This is a genomic window from Pseudoalteromonas sp. 2CM36K, assembly GCF_023161865.1.
GTDB lineage: Bacteria > Pseudomonadota > Gammaproteobacteria > Enterobacterales > Alteromonadaceae > Pseudoalteromonas > Pseudoalteromonas tetraodonis.
Genome location: NZ_JALNTK010000006.1, coordinates 86,932 through 101,082, shown reverse-complemented (window position 1 = coordinate 101,082; position 14,151 = coordinate 86,932). Strand labels below are relative to the sequence as shown.

Here is a 14,151-nt window from a genome sequence, read left to right as displayed (position 1 = left end):
TAGCGCTTAAATTGCTTAAGCGACAGGTGATTTATATGCCCTTTTTTAGATGCGCACAAACGAGATATTTTTAGCGTAAAGATAAAAATTTTTGATGAACTTTTTTATTGCTAATTTGTGTTTTAAAATAGCCAAAATTTAATACTAAAAGTGATCATCATGTCTCTTCCCGCTTGTCCTAAATGCCAATGTGAATACGTTTACGAAGACCAACAGCTGCTTATTTGTCCAGAATGTGCCTATGAGTGGAACCCAAATGTTATTAATGACGAAGACGCTATTTTAGTGAAAGACGCAAGCGGCACTTTACTTGCTGATGGCGACAAAGTAACCGTAGCTAAAGATTTAAAAATTAAAGGTAGCTCACAAGTTATTAAAATTGGCACCAAGGCCTTAGTAAGACATGTACTTGATAAAAAAGATCATGAGCTTGACTGTAAAGTAGATGGCATAGGTGAAATGATGGTGACGGCTAAATTTGTTAAAAAAGCCTAAACCCATTGAGATTAAAAATTAAATTCAGCCATAACCTGTGTAATCTTGGCGCTTTATTGCATTAACAAACTAAAATCTAATTTAACCAATTGATTTTAAGCGCCTTTTAAAAATTGAAAATCTAAATTCAGTTCTCATACTGGTGTGTTAGTTGTCTAGTATTACGACTTCTGCTTTGTGAAAGTGTGTTTTTGCGCTTTGCAAAACATCGGCAGTAAACTTTGAGTTTGGCACTGGTATATCAATAACATTGCCACTTTTACAAAATAAAGTAACGGTATTTGACGCTAGCTGTATTTTAATTATCGCCCCTTTAGGAATAAGCTGCATTCTACTTTTATTATTATTGAACCAGTGAGGTTTTTTGCAAAGTAGAACGTTTTCTCCAATATCAGAAAAAACACGCTCAGGCCTAAAAGTTAAGTACTTTATAATTAAAGCCGTGAGTAAAACACCCGTAATTGTGACGGTAAAAATCCCTATCTCCATAATATTCCCTTAGATTTATGTCCTTTATTTAACTGCTTATCCGTTAATGATTATCAGACTCAAGTAAATCTTATAAGTTCACGCTATAAATACCTTAGTTGTGTTGAGTGAAACCGGCTAACATCGAGCTATAAACACCCCTTAACTAGTTTATTATATTAGCTTATTAGGTAACACAGTTAATGTTTCATCGTAAGCGCGTTGATTAAAATTATTCGAATGCGGGTTCAGTTTCAGGCAATTATTTAATAAAGAGGCCTACGAGATGCTGCGTCTCAGAGTAAAAGACAAATAAATACTACATTCAAAACACTTTAACTACATCGTAACTATGTTTTACATCACCGAGTGTTAAACTAACTTCATCATCGACTTGTTTACCTAATAACTGTTGGCCTAATGGTGCACCAGAGGTAAGTACTTGTATAGTTGTGCCTTTAATATCAACGGTTAATCCACCAGCTGCTGGGCCTAAATAAAACCATTTTTGTGTGCCTGCATCATCAGCTAAACACACCAATGAACTGACTACTATTGTGCCTGTAACGGCGTCGTTGTAGATGGCTTCAAATAGTTGTATTTCTTTATAACACTCATTCACCCGATCAGCGTGACCTTGCGCTAAATACGCGGCTTCAAGCCCGAGCGTATCATATTGAGTTTCTGCAATACTTTCTTCGTGAGTCGCGGTATCGTGAGCTGTTTTAGCTGCAATTTTCGCAGTATTTAGCTGCTCTTCTAAGGCAAAACGCAGGTGCTCTATAACATGGGCTTTATTCATTTGGAAATTCACTAAATACGGTAAAAATAATTTTGCCATTTTATACCAATCTACTTTGATATGGGACCTATTTTAACGATAAGAAAATGACTCTATAACTAGGCAAAATTTTTGACATCTAGCTGTTCTAAATAAAAAAATTTTAACAACGTTATAGGGGAATTTAATTCGTTAAATTATTCAAATATTTATGCAGGTTGGTATTAGCATTGTTGCTACACCTAACACTATCCCTTTGCTGTGTAACAACAATGCTGATTTAAGCCTATGGCATATCCATTAATGCCTGTGTTTGCTGATCCACTTGCTTATCGTAGTTTTTAGCACTTAACCCAAGTAGCTCGGGTAATGTTGCAGCAATACAAATGGACGATAACGTGCCTACGACTATTCCTGCAAACAGAGCAATGGCAAATCCCTGAAGCGGCGCCCCAGCTAACAGCCAAACACTTGCCACCGTTGCGAGCGTAGTCCCGGAGGTAATAAGCGTACGAGTTAAGGTGCTTTTAATTGCACTGTTGATAATACTACTTGGTTTGAGTGTGATGTTTGTTGGTATGCGCAACAGCTCGCGCACCCTATCTCCAACTATTATTGAGTCATTTAATGAATAGCCAATAATCGCCAACAAACTGGCTAAAACAGTTAGGTTAAACTCTATTTGTAACCATGAGAATAAGCCAACAACCAGCACTAAGTCATGAAATAAAGCCACCACAGAGCCTAATGCCAAACGCCATTCAAAACGAACAGCTAAATAAATCATTACCGCAACCATAGCAGCAAATAATGCTAAGCAGCCTTGTTCAAATAGTTCATCACCCACTTGAGAGCCAATATAAGCCGATGATAAAACCTCAGCATTTATAGTTGGATTTTGGATTATAGCCATTTTCCAGTCATCGTTATTGCTTGTATTATTGGGGCCTTGTGTTAGTTGAAAATGATTATTGCCCTGTGCTGTTAGCTCAAATTCACCCTGATGATTTTTTGCAATAAATTGCTCAAGCTGTTTTAGTTCAACACCTTGGCTGGTGGTAAACTCTATTAAGTATCCACCCGTAAAATCAAGGCCAAAGTTTAGCCCTTTTTGTGCAATGGTGAATACCGACAGCAACACAAATATGGCGCTGATCAGCATGCCTGTATAACGTATACGAGACCCTGCCTCACATTTTAAAAAAGAATTAAGCATGCGCGTTTACTCCTGCTTTTTTACCCAGCTTTAAATATAAGCTTTGGCTTAAATATTTCGATACATACACACCAGTAAATACCGATGTGATAAGTCCCAGCGCCAGCGTTATAGCAAAGCCTTTTACAGGGCCATAACCTATGCCATATAAAATAATAGCGGTGATCATCGTGGTAATATTGGCATCTAAAATCGTATTCGCAGCTTGTTTATAGCCCTCTTGTATCGCTTGATATGGAGGGCGTCCTTTGCGGCGCTCTTCTTTAATGCGTTCAAATATAATCACGTTAGTATCAACCGCCATTCCTATGGTTAGTACCAAACCTGCAATACCAGGAAGTGTTAAAACCACCCCTGGTAATAATGACATTAACCCCACTAAAGACGTTAAATTTAAAACTAACGCAACATTTGCAATAAGCCCTAAACGACGATACCACAGCGCCATAAAGACAAGCGTTAACCCCATGCCTAACATTAAGGCCGCCAATCCATTGTTAATGTTGTCTTGACCAAGGCTTGGACCAATAGTTTGTTCATGTACTATGGTCACTGGCGCAGTAAGCGACCCCGCACGAAGTAATAGCGCTAAATCGGCAGCCGCTTGCTGGCTTTGCATATTGGTTATACTAAAGCGTGAGCTTAAATGCTGGGCTATATTAGCCACATTAATGACTTCGCTTTTTTTAACCACTTCACCTTGAGCATTTTGTGAATACTCTGAATAGAGCGTTGCCATCGGCTTGCCTATATTCGCCTTAGAAAACGCCGACATAGCATCGCCACCTTGGCTATCTAGGCTCAGTTGTACTAAAGGTTTACCCCAGTCATCACGGCCAATATTGGCATTATTAATATGCTCACCAGTAAAAATAGGCACAGGGTCGAGCTTTATAGTCCCACCCGATTGCAAATTAAATGTTTGCCCGCCAATCTCTTTAAGTTGATAAAATCCAAGTGACGCGGTAGCACCAATAATACGTTTTGCCTCGGCTGGGTCTTGTACGCCGGGTAGCTCAATGCGAATGCGCTGCTTGCCTTGGCGCTGTGTAACCGCCTCGGTAATTCCTAACTCTTCAATGCGTGAGCGAAGCGTAGTGAGTGTTTGGCTCATGACTTGATTATCAAATGCGCTGCGCCCTTGCTCAGAATAACTCACTTTAACGACCTGTAAGTTGCCATGAGTTGATGTGGTTATAGTTAGATTTTCAAAGCGGCTTTTAAGGTCGTTAATAACTGAGGTTAGCTTTTCGGCTGCATTTTCTAATGCACTTATTTCAAAGCCTTGGTTAGTTTGCTTTGCTTTAACACCATAGGCTTTTTGTTTAACAATAATGGCTTTCGTTTGCTGGTAAGCACTGAGTAATTGCTCATCAATAGCTTTATCTAAATCAACATCAAGTACAAATAATACTCCGCCGTTTAAATCAAGACCCAGCTTTATGGGCGATAAACCAAACTCTTGTAACCAAATAGGGCTGGTTGCATGTTCTACAATTTTAACTTGTGTGTTTGGGTAATTCGATTTTATAGCCGCTTGAGCTTGCGCACTTTGCGTAGGTGTATTTAAAAGCACATTAATTGTTGCTTGGTTTTCTACCCCTTGGCTGACCTCAAACCCTTGGCTATTTAAAAAGCGTACTATGTTTTCAGTACTTGGTATTGCTTGTGTTTTAACCTCAGGAGCGGCACTAATATGCAACCACGATTTATTCGGGTATAAATTAGGTAAGGCGCTTATTGCTAGTAAAACCAATACAATCAGCATGGCTACATAGCTTAATTTAAATTTAGCCATAAATGGCTTTTTTTGTTTTTTTAGACTTAACATCGTTGTTCCTTATTACTCGGCATAGCCCAGTAACGTACCTATTAGGTACAATTAATCTGCAGGTCAAAACGCAAAGCGTTAAAACCAATTAAATTAAATAAGAAACATTAAGCGTGGTAGGTGGTTACCGCGGTGTATAATAGATTCGCATCTTTCCAGCCGCTCAAGCGCGACTTTTTACTTTTAAATACCCAGGTATACCAAGGCTGACTTATGGTGACAGTTTGCGGTCGCAAAAAAATATGCCTACACCCATTTAGGGCAAAAAACTCATGCACTACATCGTATTCAGGATCGCCCTGCGCACTGTGTAAAAATAAAAATGAGTTATTGGCTGTTAGCCTAGGTTGATGCGCAGCAAACTCAGAATGCTTTGAGTTTTTATGCTGTAAATTACCTAGCGATTTTAAAGGTGTGGGAGCGTTAGTTAAATTTTCGACATTAACAACATGGCTATAACTGCTTTGGTTACTGTTTAATTCGTGTTTTACACCCATAGCATGGCTTTGCACACTAAAGAGTGCGACAAAAAACAAGCATGTAGCTAAAAAAACGCGAAATTTAAACATCTGTCATTTAAAACTAAAATAAAGGATAGCTAGTATATAAGGGCAGCTAATTAAAATACAATAGCCAACATTAAGCTATTTCATTTATATAAAAACAATACTGAGATCCTCGATGCGCTCCAGACAAAGTTCAGTAAAACGCCCCGATGCCATGAATTTAAAACAAAGCATTCAAACTCTTTGGCCTTATATCACTAAATTTAAAGGGCGTGTGCTTATTGCCATATTAGCGCTTGTGGGTGCTAAAGGCGCGACACTTCTTATGCCATGGGCTTTAAAAGAAATAATTGATGCGGTTGATAAATCAATTAACCCCCTACTGCTCGTCCCAACCTTATTACTCGTTATGTACGGCGCACTGCGATTTGCCAGCGTGTTTTTAGGTGAAGTACGCGATGCTGTATTTTCTCGAGTCACCGAGCATGCCATGCGTGATATTGGCCTTAAAGTATTTAAACATTTGCATTCGTTAGATTTAGCCTTTCATTTAGACAGGCAAACTGGCGGTATAAGTCGAGACATAGAGCGCGGCACCAGTGGCTTAAGCTTTTTGATGCGCTTTTTAATGTTTAATATTGTGCCCACGTTGTTTGAAATAATTACCGTGGCGATTATTTTTGGCACCTTGTTTTCTATTTGGTTTGCGTTGATCACCCTACTTGCTGTGGCTATTTATATCTTTTTTACCGTGACAGTTACCCAATGGCGAAACCGCTTTATTCGCGAGTCAAACGCTGCCGACAACCAAAGTAACACCCGCGCCATAGACAGCTTATTAAATTACGAAACCGTTAAATACTTTAATAACGAAGAGTATGAAGCTAAAACTTACGATACGTTTTTAGCAACCTGGGAACAAGCACGATTAAAAAACAGACTCTCGTTACTGGCGCTAAATTCAGGGCAAGCGCTCATCATTGCCTGTGCAATAACCGCATTAATGTGGCTTGGCGCAAGCGAGGTCGTCACGGGCGAGTTAACGATTGGTGAACTGGTGATGATCAATGCGTATATGATTCAACTCTTTTTACCGCTTAACTTTTTGGGATTTGTGTACCGTGAAATACGCCGAGCCCTTACCGACCTTGAAAACATGCTTGGATTACTAAATACCTCACCCAAAGTAGCAGATAGCGAAACCGCGCAACCATTAGCACTCAAAAATGGGGCAATTAGCTTTGAAAATGTCAGCTTTAGCTACGATAGTAAACGCCCTATTCTTAAGGATGTCAGTTTTTATGTAAACCCTGGTGCTAAGGTAGCGATTGTAGGTGCTAGTGGCGCAGGTAAAAGCTCGTTAGCCCGCTTGTTATATCGTTTTTATGAACTTTCATCAGGCGCTATAAAAATTGATAATCAAGCCATAAACACAGTCACCCTGGCAAGTTTGCGTAAAGCTATTGCCATAGTGCCGCAAGATACTGTGTTATTTAATACCAGCATACGCGAAAATATTCACTATGGCAGACCTAGCGCCAGTGAAGATGAGGTAAACAAAGCAATTAACATGGCGCACTTAACCGACTTTATAAATAGCTTAGATAAAGGCGATAAGACCTTAGTCGGTGAACGCGGACTAAAAGTCTCAGGGGGTGAAAAACAACGGATTGCCATTGCCCGTGCTATTTTAAAGCAATCACCCATCTTAATCTTTGATGAAGCAACCTCTGCGCTCGACTCTCATGCAGAGCAAGCTATTTTAAAAGCAATGCGTGAAGTGGCAAATGATCACACCAGTATTGTTATTGCACACCGACTTTCGACTATAACCGATGCAGACTCAATTATTGTTTTAAAAGCTGGTGAAATTATTGAACAAGGCAAACACCAAGAACTACTAGATCAAAACGGTGAATATGCCCGTATGTGGGCATTACAGCAAAAGCAGTCAAAGGCGCAATAAACTAAGCCGCTCAAGAACGATTGAAGTAGTTGAGTGTTTTTTTGCTATTTTGATAGTATTTTATTCATCTTATCGACCGGTACGGTTATTCACCTCAAAAGGTTTATTTGCAGTGAAGTTATCAATACAATCAAATGGCTATTTTTATAACAAAAATATAACGAATTAAATAACGTGAATTCATAGGGGAAAGTAATGAAAAAGAGTTTAATTGCAGCGGCGCTCGCTGCCACATTTATTACCGGCTGTTCAGAGCCACAAACTACAAAAACTGAGCAAGTCGCAGCCGTTGCAGAAAAACCACAAGCAACTGAGAAAGCTGAATTAGGCACGTTTGGGGTTGATTTAACTGCCCGTAACGAAGCTGTAAAACCAGGCGATGACTTTTTTATGTATGCCAGCGGTTCATGGTACGACAACTATGAAATGCCAGCAGATAAAACACGCTATGGTGCGTTTTCTGCGTTAGCTGAACGCAGTGAAGAACGCGTAAAAGAAATCATTGAAGACATTGCAGCACGTGAAAATTTAAACGCAGAAGAGCAACTAGTTGCTGATTTTTATAATTCGTACATGGATACCGACACGCTTAATAAGCTCGGTGTGACTCCCATTAAACCATTGCTTAACGATATTAACGCTGTCGACTCAACTGATGACTTAGCAAAAATATTTGGTAATTCATGGCTCACAGGTGTTAGCGCCCCAATTGGTGGTGGTATGTGGTTTAACCGTTTAGATCCCAATAAATACGAAATGTCATTAGGTGCAGGTGGCTTAGGCTTACCCGATCGCTCTTACTACCTTGAAGATGCAGAACGTTTTGTAAAAACCCGTGAAGCGTATGTTGCACATATTGCCGATATGCTTAAATTTGCCGGTGTTGAAAATACCACTGAACGTGCACAAGCAATTTTAGCGTTAGAAACAAAAATTGCAGAAGGTCATTGGCCACGTGAAAAACGCCGTAATCGTGACATAACGTTAAACCAAATAAAACGTGACGAGTTAAGTACCCAGTACCCTGGATTTAATTGGGATTTATACTTTGCGCAAACAGGTTACAAAGTACCGCAGCTAAACGTGTCGCAGCCTGAACCTGTAAAGGCCATGATTGATTTAATCAACAACGAAGATATAAGCGTATGGAAAGACTACCTAACGTACCATGCAATTAATGGCAACGCTGGGCTGTTGTCAGAAGACATATTTAACACAAGCTTTGCTTTCTTTGGTAAAGAGTTAAATGGTCAACAAGAGCCTCGTCCACGCTGGAAACGTGCTATCAGCCAAATGTCTGGCACTAGTTCACTAGGCTTTGCGATTGGTAAAATTTATGTAGATCGTTATTTCCCTGAGTCATCAAAGCAACAAATGTCTGAGCTAGTTGAAAACTTACGCACAGCGCTTGGCGAGCGTATTGATAATCTAGATTGGATGGGCGCAGAAACAAAAGTAAATGCGCGTGCAAAATTAGCGGCATTTGTGCCAAAAATAGGTTACCCAGACGAATGGCAATCTTATGAAGGCTTAAGCATTAGCAAAAATGATTTAATGGCTAATGTAAAAAATATGCGTGAGTTTTTCCAAGCCGATAGCGTTGAAAAAGAGCTTAAGAAAACCGACCGCAATCGCTGGGGTATGACACCACAACGTGTAAATGCTTATTACAATAGTTCGTTTAACGAAATTGTATTCCCTGCCGCTATATTACAACCACCGTTTTTCGATCCAAATGCAGATCCTGCGGTAAACTACGGTGGTATTGGTGCTGTGATTGGCCACGAAATGGGTCATGGTTTTGATGATCAAGGCTCAAAATCTGACGCTAACGGCATACAACGTAATTGGTGGACTGATGAAGATCGTGCTGCTTTTGATGCTAAAGCCGACAAACTGGCGGCTCAGTACAGCAAATACGAACCAATTCCAGGTAACTTTGTAAATGGCCGTAATAGCTTAGGTGAAAATATTGGTGATGTAGGTGGTTTAGCCATGGCTTATCATGCCTATAAACTAAGCCTAAATGGTAAAGAAGCCCCTGTGATTGATGGTGTAACTGGCGATCAACGTTTCTTCTTAGCGTGGGCACAAGTATGGAAAGAAAAACGTACTGAGCAAAGCATGTTAAACCAATTACGTGGCGGTACGCATGCGCCAGGTCGCTTTAGAGCACAAGCGCCTCGTAACCACGACGCTTGGTATAAAGCATTTGATGTAAAACCAGGTGATGAGTTGTACTTACCAGAAGACGAACGTGTTCGTATTTGGTAATACCCTGACAACTGTTCATCGATTGTAAGGTATTAAACAACCCGCTTTGGCGGGTTGTTTTATTTTCCAACCATAATAAATGTTTCCCTTCGTTACTTAGTAATCAATCTCAATACTTACTAGCCCTGCCCCGCATTTACCTTTAGAATATGGGCTTGCAAATTTTTTCAATTATTTATACATATTAAGGCGAAACGCAGATGGGAAGAGCTTACCAAAACAAAAAAGATTCAATGGCTAAAACTGCGGGTGCTAAAACTAAAGTTTATTCAAAATACGGTAAAGAAATTTATATTTGTGCTAAAAACGGCGGTATTGACCCAGACGGTAACCTAGCACTGCGTCGTTTAATTGAACGCGCTAAAAAAGACCAAGTACCGGCTCACGTAATTGAACGCGCCATTGATAAAGCTAAAGGCGGCGGCGGTGAAGACTATGCAGCTACGCGCTACGAAGGTTACGGCCCAGGTAATTGCATGATTATTGTTGACTGTTTAACCGACAACAACAAACGTACCTTTGCTGATGTACGTGTGTGTTTTACTAAAGCAAATGCTAAAATTGGCGCACAAAACTCGGTATCACACTTATTTGATCACCTTGCTATTTTTGTATTTGACGGTGACAACGATGAAACCGTTCTTGAAGCGCTAATGATGGCTGACGTTGATGTAACCGATGTAGAAGTAGAAAACGGTAAAGTGACCGTATTTGCACCGCACACTGAATACAACAATACGCGTACCGCACTTGAAGAGATGGGTGTGACAGAGTTTGACGAAGACTTAATTGCCTTTGTACCCCAAGTAGAAGCCCCTATTGAAGGCGAAGATGTAGAAGTGATGGAACGCTTTTTAGCCATGCTTGAAGATTGTGACGACGTACAAAACGTGTACCACAACGCACAATTTTAAACATTAAAGCTTAATCGTATTTAAAGGCCAACTTAGTTGGCCTTTTTATTGATTTTAAAATGGATTATTAATTTTGAATACCCTTTCACAACTTCGCAGCGGCCAATTACTTGGTGCAAAACACCTACAATTAGTTGAAGCGCTAAGCCACTTTCCAGAGGAAATTTTTACCCTCGCGGATACCCTTGAAGTCTTGGATTTATCTAATAATAATTTATCTGATTTACCTGATGAATTTGCTTGCTTAACAAAATTAAAACGACTGTTTTTATCGTTTAATCAGTTTAACCATATACCTAAAATACTCGCTAAGTGCCCTGCTTTGATCATGGTTGCATTTAAAGGTAATGACATCACTGAATTTGCAGATCACTGCCTACCTAAAGCGATTGAATGGCTTATTCTTACAGATAATAAAATAGCTAAGCTACCTGCAACATTTGGCCAATACACTGCGCTTAAAAAGCTGGCATTGGCAGGTAATCAGCTCAGTGAGCTACCAATAAGCATGGCAAACTGCCATAACTTAGAACTAATTAGGCTCTCTGCAAATCAGTTAACTCAAATTGATGATTGGCTATTTGAACTACCAAAGCTGACTTGGCTTGCATTTGCAGGTAATTGCTTTAATAAATCACAGTGCCTTACCCAATCAAATTTAACCAATAAACCACTGGCAGATTACTCACTCAGTAAAGTAATAGGCCAAGGTGCATCAGGAATTATCCATCTTGCTTATTCAACGAATAAAGAGCCGGTTGCTGTTAAGTTATTTAAAGGGACTATTACAAGCGATGGTTATCCGCTGGATGAAGTTAATTGCTGCTTGCAAGCGCTTGAGCATCCAAACTTAATTAAAGTACTGGCTTACATTGAACAACAGCAACAGCTTGGTTTAGTGATGGAGTTAATTGATTCAAGCTTTACAAATCTTGGCTTACCGCCGAGCCTTGAAACCTGTACTCGAGATACATTTGAAAGCGATTGCCACTACTCTACCCAAGTAATTTATGCCATAGCGCAGCAAATGGTTAGCACTGTGGCCCACTTGCACCAGCACAATATAAGCCATGGTGATATATATGCGCACAATACCATGGTTGACCCGCACGCGCGTGTGCTGTTTGGAGATTTTGGCGCGGCAACTGATCTTACTATGCTCAGTGACTATCAACGTCAACAAATGCAGTTAATAGAAGTGCGTGCTTTAGGGTGTTTAATCGAGGATTTACTCACAACCTGCCAAGAGCAAAGCGCTGAAGTCATGCACTTAAAACATATTGCGCAGCAATGCATGAGCGAAAATATCACACAGCGGCCAACACTTAGCGCATTAGCTGACTTTTTATAGTGGTTATGCGGCCATTAATATTATGGCCGCAAGCTAAAATTGAACATTATTTTTGTTTTTTAAACGGGTAAATTTGTTGCTTTAGCATACCTACAGGCATGTAATCACCCACAACCCCATATTCTTTAGGCCACTCTGCTTGCCCTTTTACTGCAGTCCCAAACAAGTAATCTAAAAACGAAAAATGAGCTGCATAATTTCTATCAATTGCGGCTTTGTCGGATGCGTGATGCCAATGATGAAACTGCGGTGTAACCATAAAATACTTTAACCACCCAAATTTTACATTTACGTTGGCGTGATTAAATACCGCTTGAAAGCCTAGACTTCCTGAAATAATAAGGGCAACAAACATAAGCTGACGTAAAAACTCGACGCTATAGCTTTTGCGTAATTCGGGAGTCGTTAAATATTCAGGAAAGTGGAATGCAAGCACTCCTAAGCAACTTAATATTGCCAAAAAGCAAGCAATATAACCGCTGATATTACCCTCACCAATTTGCAGGTGACTGGTGCGAAATATTTTTTTAGTGACGTGTTTTAGCATTATTTCCCTTAATATAATATGCAGTCCCTATTCTAGTGCGTATATTCTAGCAAACTTTGGGCTAACTAAAACACAAAAAAAGCCACGCAGTGCGTGGCTTGGCTGGATAAAGTAAAATTTAACTACACGGAAAAATTATAAATAAGCACCCAGCGCTTTAACTTGATCTAACATGCGGTTTGAGAAACCCCATTCGTTGTCGTACCACGCCATTACTTTAACCAATTTACCATCAGCACGTGTTTGCGTTGCATCAAAAATAGATGAGGCTGGGTTATGGTTAAAGTCGATAGAAACAAGCGGCAGCTCGTTGTACTCTAAAATACCTTTCATTGGCCCTTCTGAGGCTGCTTTAACTACTTGGTTAATTTCTTCAATACTTGTGTTACGCTTAGCAATAAATGTTAAATCAACTAATGACACATTAATTGTAGGTACACGTACCGCCATACCATCTAGTTTACCGGCAAGTTCAGGCAGAACTAATCCAACCGCTTTTGCAGCACCCGTTTTAGTTGGGATCATAGATTGAGTTGCACTTCGCGCACGGTATAAATCTGGGTGGTATACATCCGATAAATTTTGATCGTTGGTATAAGCGTGAATAGTAGTCATGCTACCTTGTTCAATCCCTACCGTATCGTTTATTGCTTTGGCTACTGGCGCTAAACAGTTAGTTGTACACGACGCGTTTGAGATGATGTTGCTATCGGCATTAATTACATCGCTATTTACACCATGAACTACCGTTGCATCCATATCTGTACCAGGTGCCGATACCACTACTTTTTTAGCACCGGCTTCAATATGCTTTTTAGCCGCTTCGCGTGACGTGAATAACCCCGTACATTCAAGTACTATGTCAACGTTTAGTTCTTTCCACGGTAAATTAGCAGGGTCACGTTCTTGCGTTAGCGTGATCACATCATCGCCAATTAGCATAGTGTTATCTTTAAGTGTTACTTGCTGTGAAAAACGACCATGTACTGAGTCAAACTGAGTCAGATGAGCATTTACATTGGCTGGGGCTAAATCGTTAATAGCCACAATTTTAATTTCATTATTTTGCGCTGATTCATACAGTGCACGCAATACATTACGACCAATTCGGCCGTAGCCATTAATTGCTACATTAATCATTTTTGACTCCTATTAACTTCACATGCTTGGCGAGCAAGCGTTTCAATAGCTTGCCAGTCTTTATTTTCAATAAGTTGCTTATCTAACATCCAGGTACCACCTACGCAAATAACATTGTTAAGTGCTAAGTAATCAGGAGCGGTTGCTAAACTAATGCCACCGGTTGGACAAAAAGTAATATCAGGTAATGGGCCGCCAATAGATTTAAGCATAGCAGCACCGCCTGCAGCTTCTGCAGGAAAAAACTTTAAGAACTTAAAACCATGAGCAGCTAAGTTCATCACTTCGCTTGGGGTCGCTGCACCGGGTAAAAATGGAATAGAAGACTCTTTTGCCAGCGCTAATAACTCATCGCTAACACCTGGGCTTACCATAAAGTCAGCACCCGCCTCTACTGATGCGTTAAAGCTTGCTTTATCCACCACAGTACCTGTACCAACATAAGCTTCGGGCACTTCCGCTTTCATTAGTTTTACAGCCTCAGCTGCAATGGGTGTACGCAGTGTAATTTCAAGTGCTTTTAAGCCACCGTTATATAACGCTCTTGCAAGTGGTGCGGCATCTTCTAATTTTTCGATTACCACCACTGGCACTACCGGTGCCGATGCTAAGATTTTTTCAATACTCATTACTTGTTCCTCATTACCCAATATGGCTAATTA

Annotated in this window: 13 protein-coding genes; 5 read left to right on the top strand and 8 right to left on the bottom strand. The window is 40.1% G+C overall.

Annotated features, from left to right (window positions below; all coding sequences use genetic code 11):
• Window positions 1-159: 159 nt before the first annotated feature.
• On the top strand, window positions 160-495 hold the full coding sequence (locus tag MTN97_RS05365) for a zinc ribbon domain-containing protein YjdM (protein WP_248473847.1): 336 nt from the start codon (window positions 160-162) through the stop codon (window positions 493-495).
• Window positions 496-642: 147 nt separating this feature from the next.
• Here the strand turns inward: MTN97_RS05365 and MTN97_RS05360 are convergent, their stop codons facing one another.
• From MTN97_RS05360 to MTN97_RS05340, 5 genes are all read right to left on the bottom strand, one after another.
• Window positions 643-984: a hypothetical protein gene (locus MTN97_RS05360; protein WP_231485830.1), complete on the bottom strand. Its 342-nt coding sequence runs from the start codon at window positions 982-984 to the stop codon at window positions 643-645.
• A 304-nt stretch (window positions 985-1,288) separates the two neighbouring features.
• Complete coding sequence (locus tag MTN97_RS05355) at window positions 1,289-1,765, bottom strand: GreA/GreB family elongation factor (protein ID WP_036983447.1); 477 nt, start codon at window positions 1,763-1,765, stop codon at window positions 1,289-1,291.
• Window positions 1,766-2,030: 265 nt separating this feature from the next.
• Window positions 2,031-2,960, bottom strand: coding sequence for a protein translocase subunit SecF (secF, locus tag MTN97_RS05350; RefSeq protein WP_248473846.1), 930 nt, complete (start codon window positions 2,958-2,960; stop codon window positions 2,031-2,033).
• Entirely contained in the window at window positions 2,953-4,791 is a 1,839-nt protein-coding gene (gene secD, locus MTN97_RS05345) for a protein translocase subunit SecD (RefSeq protein ID WP_248473845.1), read from the bottom strand. The genes secF and secD overlap by 8 nt, the downstream gene beginning before the upstream one ends.
• Before the next feature lie 107 nt (window positions 4,792-4,898).
• Window positions 4,899-5,360 carry a hypothetical protein gene (locus MTN97_RS05340; protein WP_248473844.1) on the bottom strand — a complete coding sequence of 154 codons (462 nt, stop codon included), beginning with the start codon at window positions 5,358-5,360 and terminating at the stop codon, window positions 4,899-4,901.
• A 112-nt stretch (window positions 5,361-5,472) separates the two neighbouring features.
• Here MTN97_RS05340 and MTN97_RS05335 point away from each other — a divergent pair, with 112 nt between their 5' ends.
• From MTN97_RS05335 to MTN97_RS05320, 4 genes are all read left to right on the top strand, one after another.
• The gene (locus tag MTN97_RS05335) at window positions 5,473-7,263 is read left to right on the top strand and encodes an ABC transporter ATP-binding protein/permease (RefSeq protein WP_248473843.1); all 1,791 of its coding nucleotides are present in this window, start codon (window positions 5,473-5,475) and stop codon (window positions 7,261-7,263) included.
• 195 nt (window positions 7,264-7,458) lie between these two features.
• Window positions 7,459-9,537, top strand: a complete 2,079-nt coding sequence (locus MTN97_RS05330) for a M13 family metallopeptidase (protein WP_248473842.1) — start codon at window positions 7,459-7,461, stop codon at window positions 9,535-9,537.
• Between the two features lie 200 nt (window positions 9,538-9,737).
• Window positions 9,738-10,451: a YebC/PmpR family DNA-binding transcriptional regulator gene (locus MTN97_RS05325; RefSeq protein ID WP_036982657.1), complete on the top strand. Its 714-nt coding sequence runs from the start codon at window positions 9,738-9,740 to the stop codon at window positions 10,449-10,451.
• A 73-nt stretch (window positions 10,452-10,524) separates the two neighbouring features.
• The gene (locus MTN97_RS05320; protein ID WP_248473841.1) at window positions 10,525-11,802 is read left to right on the top strand and encodes a protein kinase; all 1,278 of its coding nucleotides are present in this window, start codon (window positions 10,525-10,527) and stop codon (window positions 11,800-11,802) included.
• A 46-nt stretch (window positions 11,803-11,848) separates the two neighbouring features.
• On the opposite strand, the gene MTN97_RS05315 is transcribed toward MTN97_RS05320, so the two are convergent.
• The 3 genes from MTN97_RS05315 to eda all read right to left on the bottom strand — a co-directional run bounded on the left by MTN97_RS05315 (window position 11,849) and on the right by eda (window position 14,118).
• On the bottom strand, window positions 11,849-12,349 hold the full coding sequence (locus tag MTN97_RS05315) for a sterol desaturase family protein (RefSeq protein ID WP_248473840.1): 501 nt from the start codon (window positions 12,347-12,349) through the stop codon (window positions 11,849-11,851).
• 135 nt (window positions 12,350-12,484) lie between these two features.
• Entirely contained in the window at window positions 12,485-13,489 is a 1,005-nt protein-coding gene (gap, locus tag MTN97_RS05310; protein ID WP_069439484.1) for a type I glyceraldehyde-3-phosphate dehydrogenase, read from the bottom strand.
• Entirely contained in the window at window positions 13,486-14,118 is a 633-nt protein-coding gene (gene eda, locus MTN97_RS05305; RefSeq protein ID WP_036982648.1) for a bifunctional 4-hydroxy-2-oxoglutarate aldolase/2-dehydro-3-deoxy-phosphogluconate aldolase, read from the bottom strand. Before eda ends, gap begins: the two co-directional genes overlap by 4 nt.
• Window positions 14,119-14,151: the final 33 nt, after the last annotated feature.

What these genes read in the sequence shown, in the direction of transcription:
- MTN97_RS05365 (WP_248473847.1), top strand. Translation starts at nt 160, where the DNA reads ATGTCTCTTCCCGCTTGTCCTAAATGCCAATGTGAATACGTTTACGAA.
- MTN97_RS05360 (WP_231485830.1), bottom strand. Translation starts at nt 984, where the DNA reads ATGGAGATAGGGATTTTTACCGTCACAATTACGGGTGTTTTACTCACG.
- MTN97_RS05355 (WP_036983447.1), bottom strand. Translation starts at nt 1,765, where the DNA reads ATGAATAAAGCCCATGTTATAGAGCACCTGCGTTTTGCCTTAGAAGAG.
- secF (WP_248473846.1), bottom strand. Translation starts at nt 2,960, where the DNA reads ATGCTTAATTCTTTTTTAAAATGTGAGGCAGGGTCTCGTATACGTTAT.
- secD (WP_248473845.1), bottom strand. Translation starts at nt 4,791, where the DNA reads ATGTTAAGTCTAAAAAAACAAAAAAAGCCATTTATGGCTAAATTTAAA.
- MTN97_RS05340 (WP_248473844.1), bottom strand. Translation starts at nt 5,360, where the DNA reads ATGTTTAAATTTCGCGTTTTTTTAGCTACATGCTTGTTTTTTGTCGCA.
- MTN97_RS05335 (WP_248473843.1), top strand. Translation starts at nt 5,473, where the DNA reads ATGCGCTCCAGACAAAGTTCAGTAAAACGCCCCGATGCCATGAATTTA.
- MTN97_RS05330 (WP_248473842.1), top strand. Translation starts at nt 7,459, where the DNA reads ATGAAAAAGAGTTTAATTGCAGCGGCGCTCGCTGCCACATTTATTACC.
- MTN97_RS05325 (WP_036982657.1), top strand. Translation starts at nt 9,738, where the DNA reads ATGGGAAGAGCTTACCAAAACAAAAAAGATTCAATGGCTAAAACTGCG.
- MTN97_RS05315 (WP_248473840.1), bottom strand. Translation starts at nt 12,349, where the DNA reads ATGCTAAAACACGTCACTAAAAAAATATTTCGCACCAGTCACCTGCAA.
- gap (WP_069439484.1), bottom strand. Translation starts at nt 13,489, where the DNA reads ATGATTAATGTAGCAATTAATGGCTACGGCCGAATTGGTCGTAATGTA.
- eda (WP_036982648.1), bottom strand. Translation starts at nt 14,118, where the DNA reads ATGAGTATTGAAAAAATCTTAGCATCGGCACCGGTAGTGCCAGTGGTG.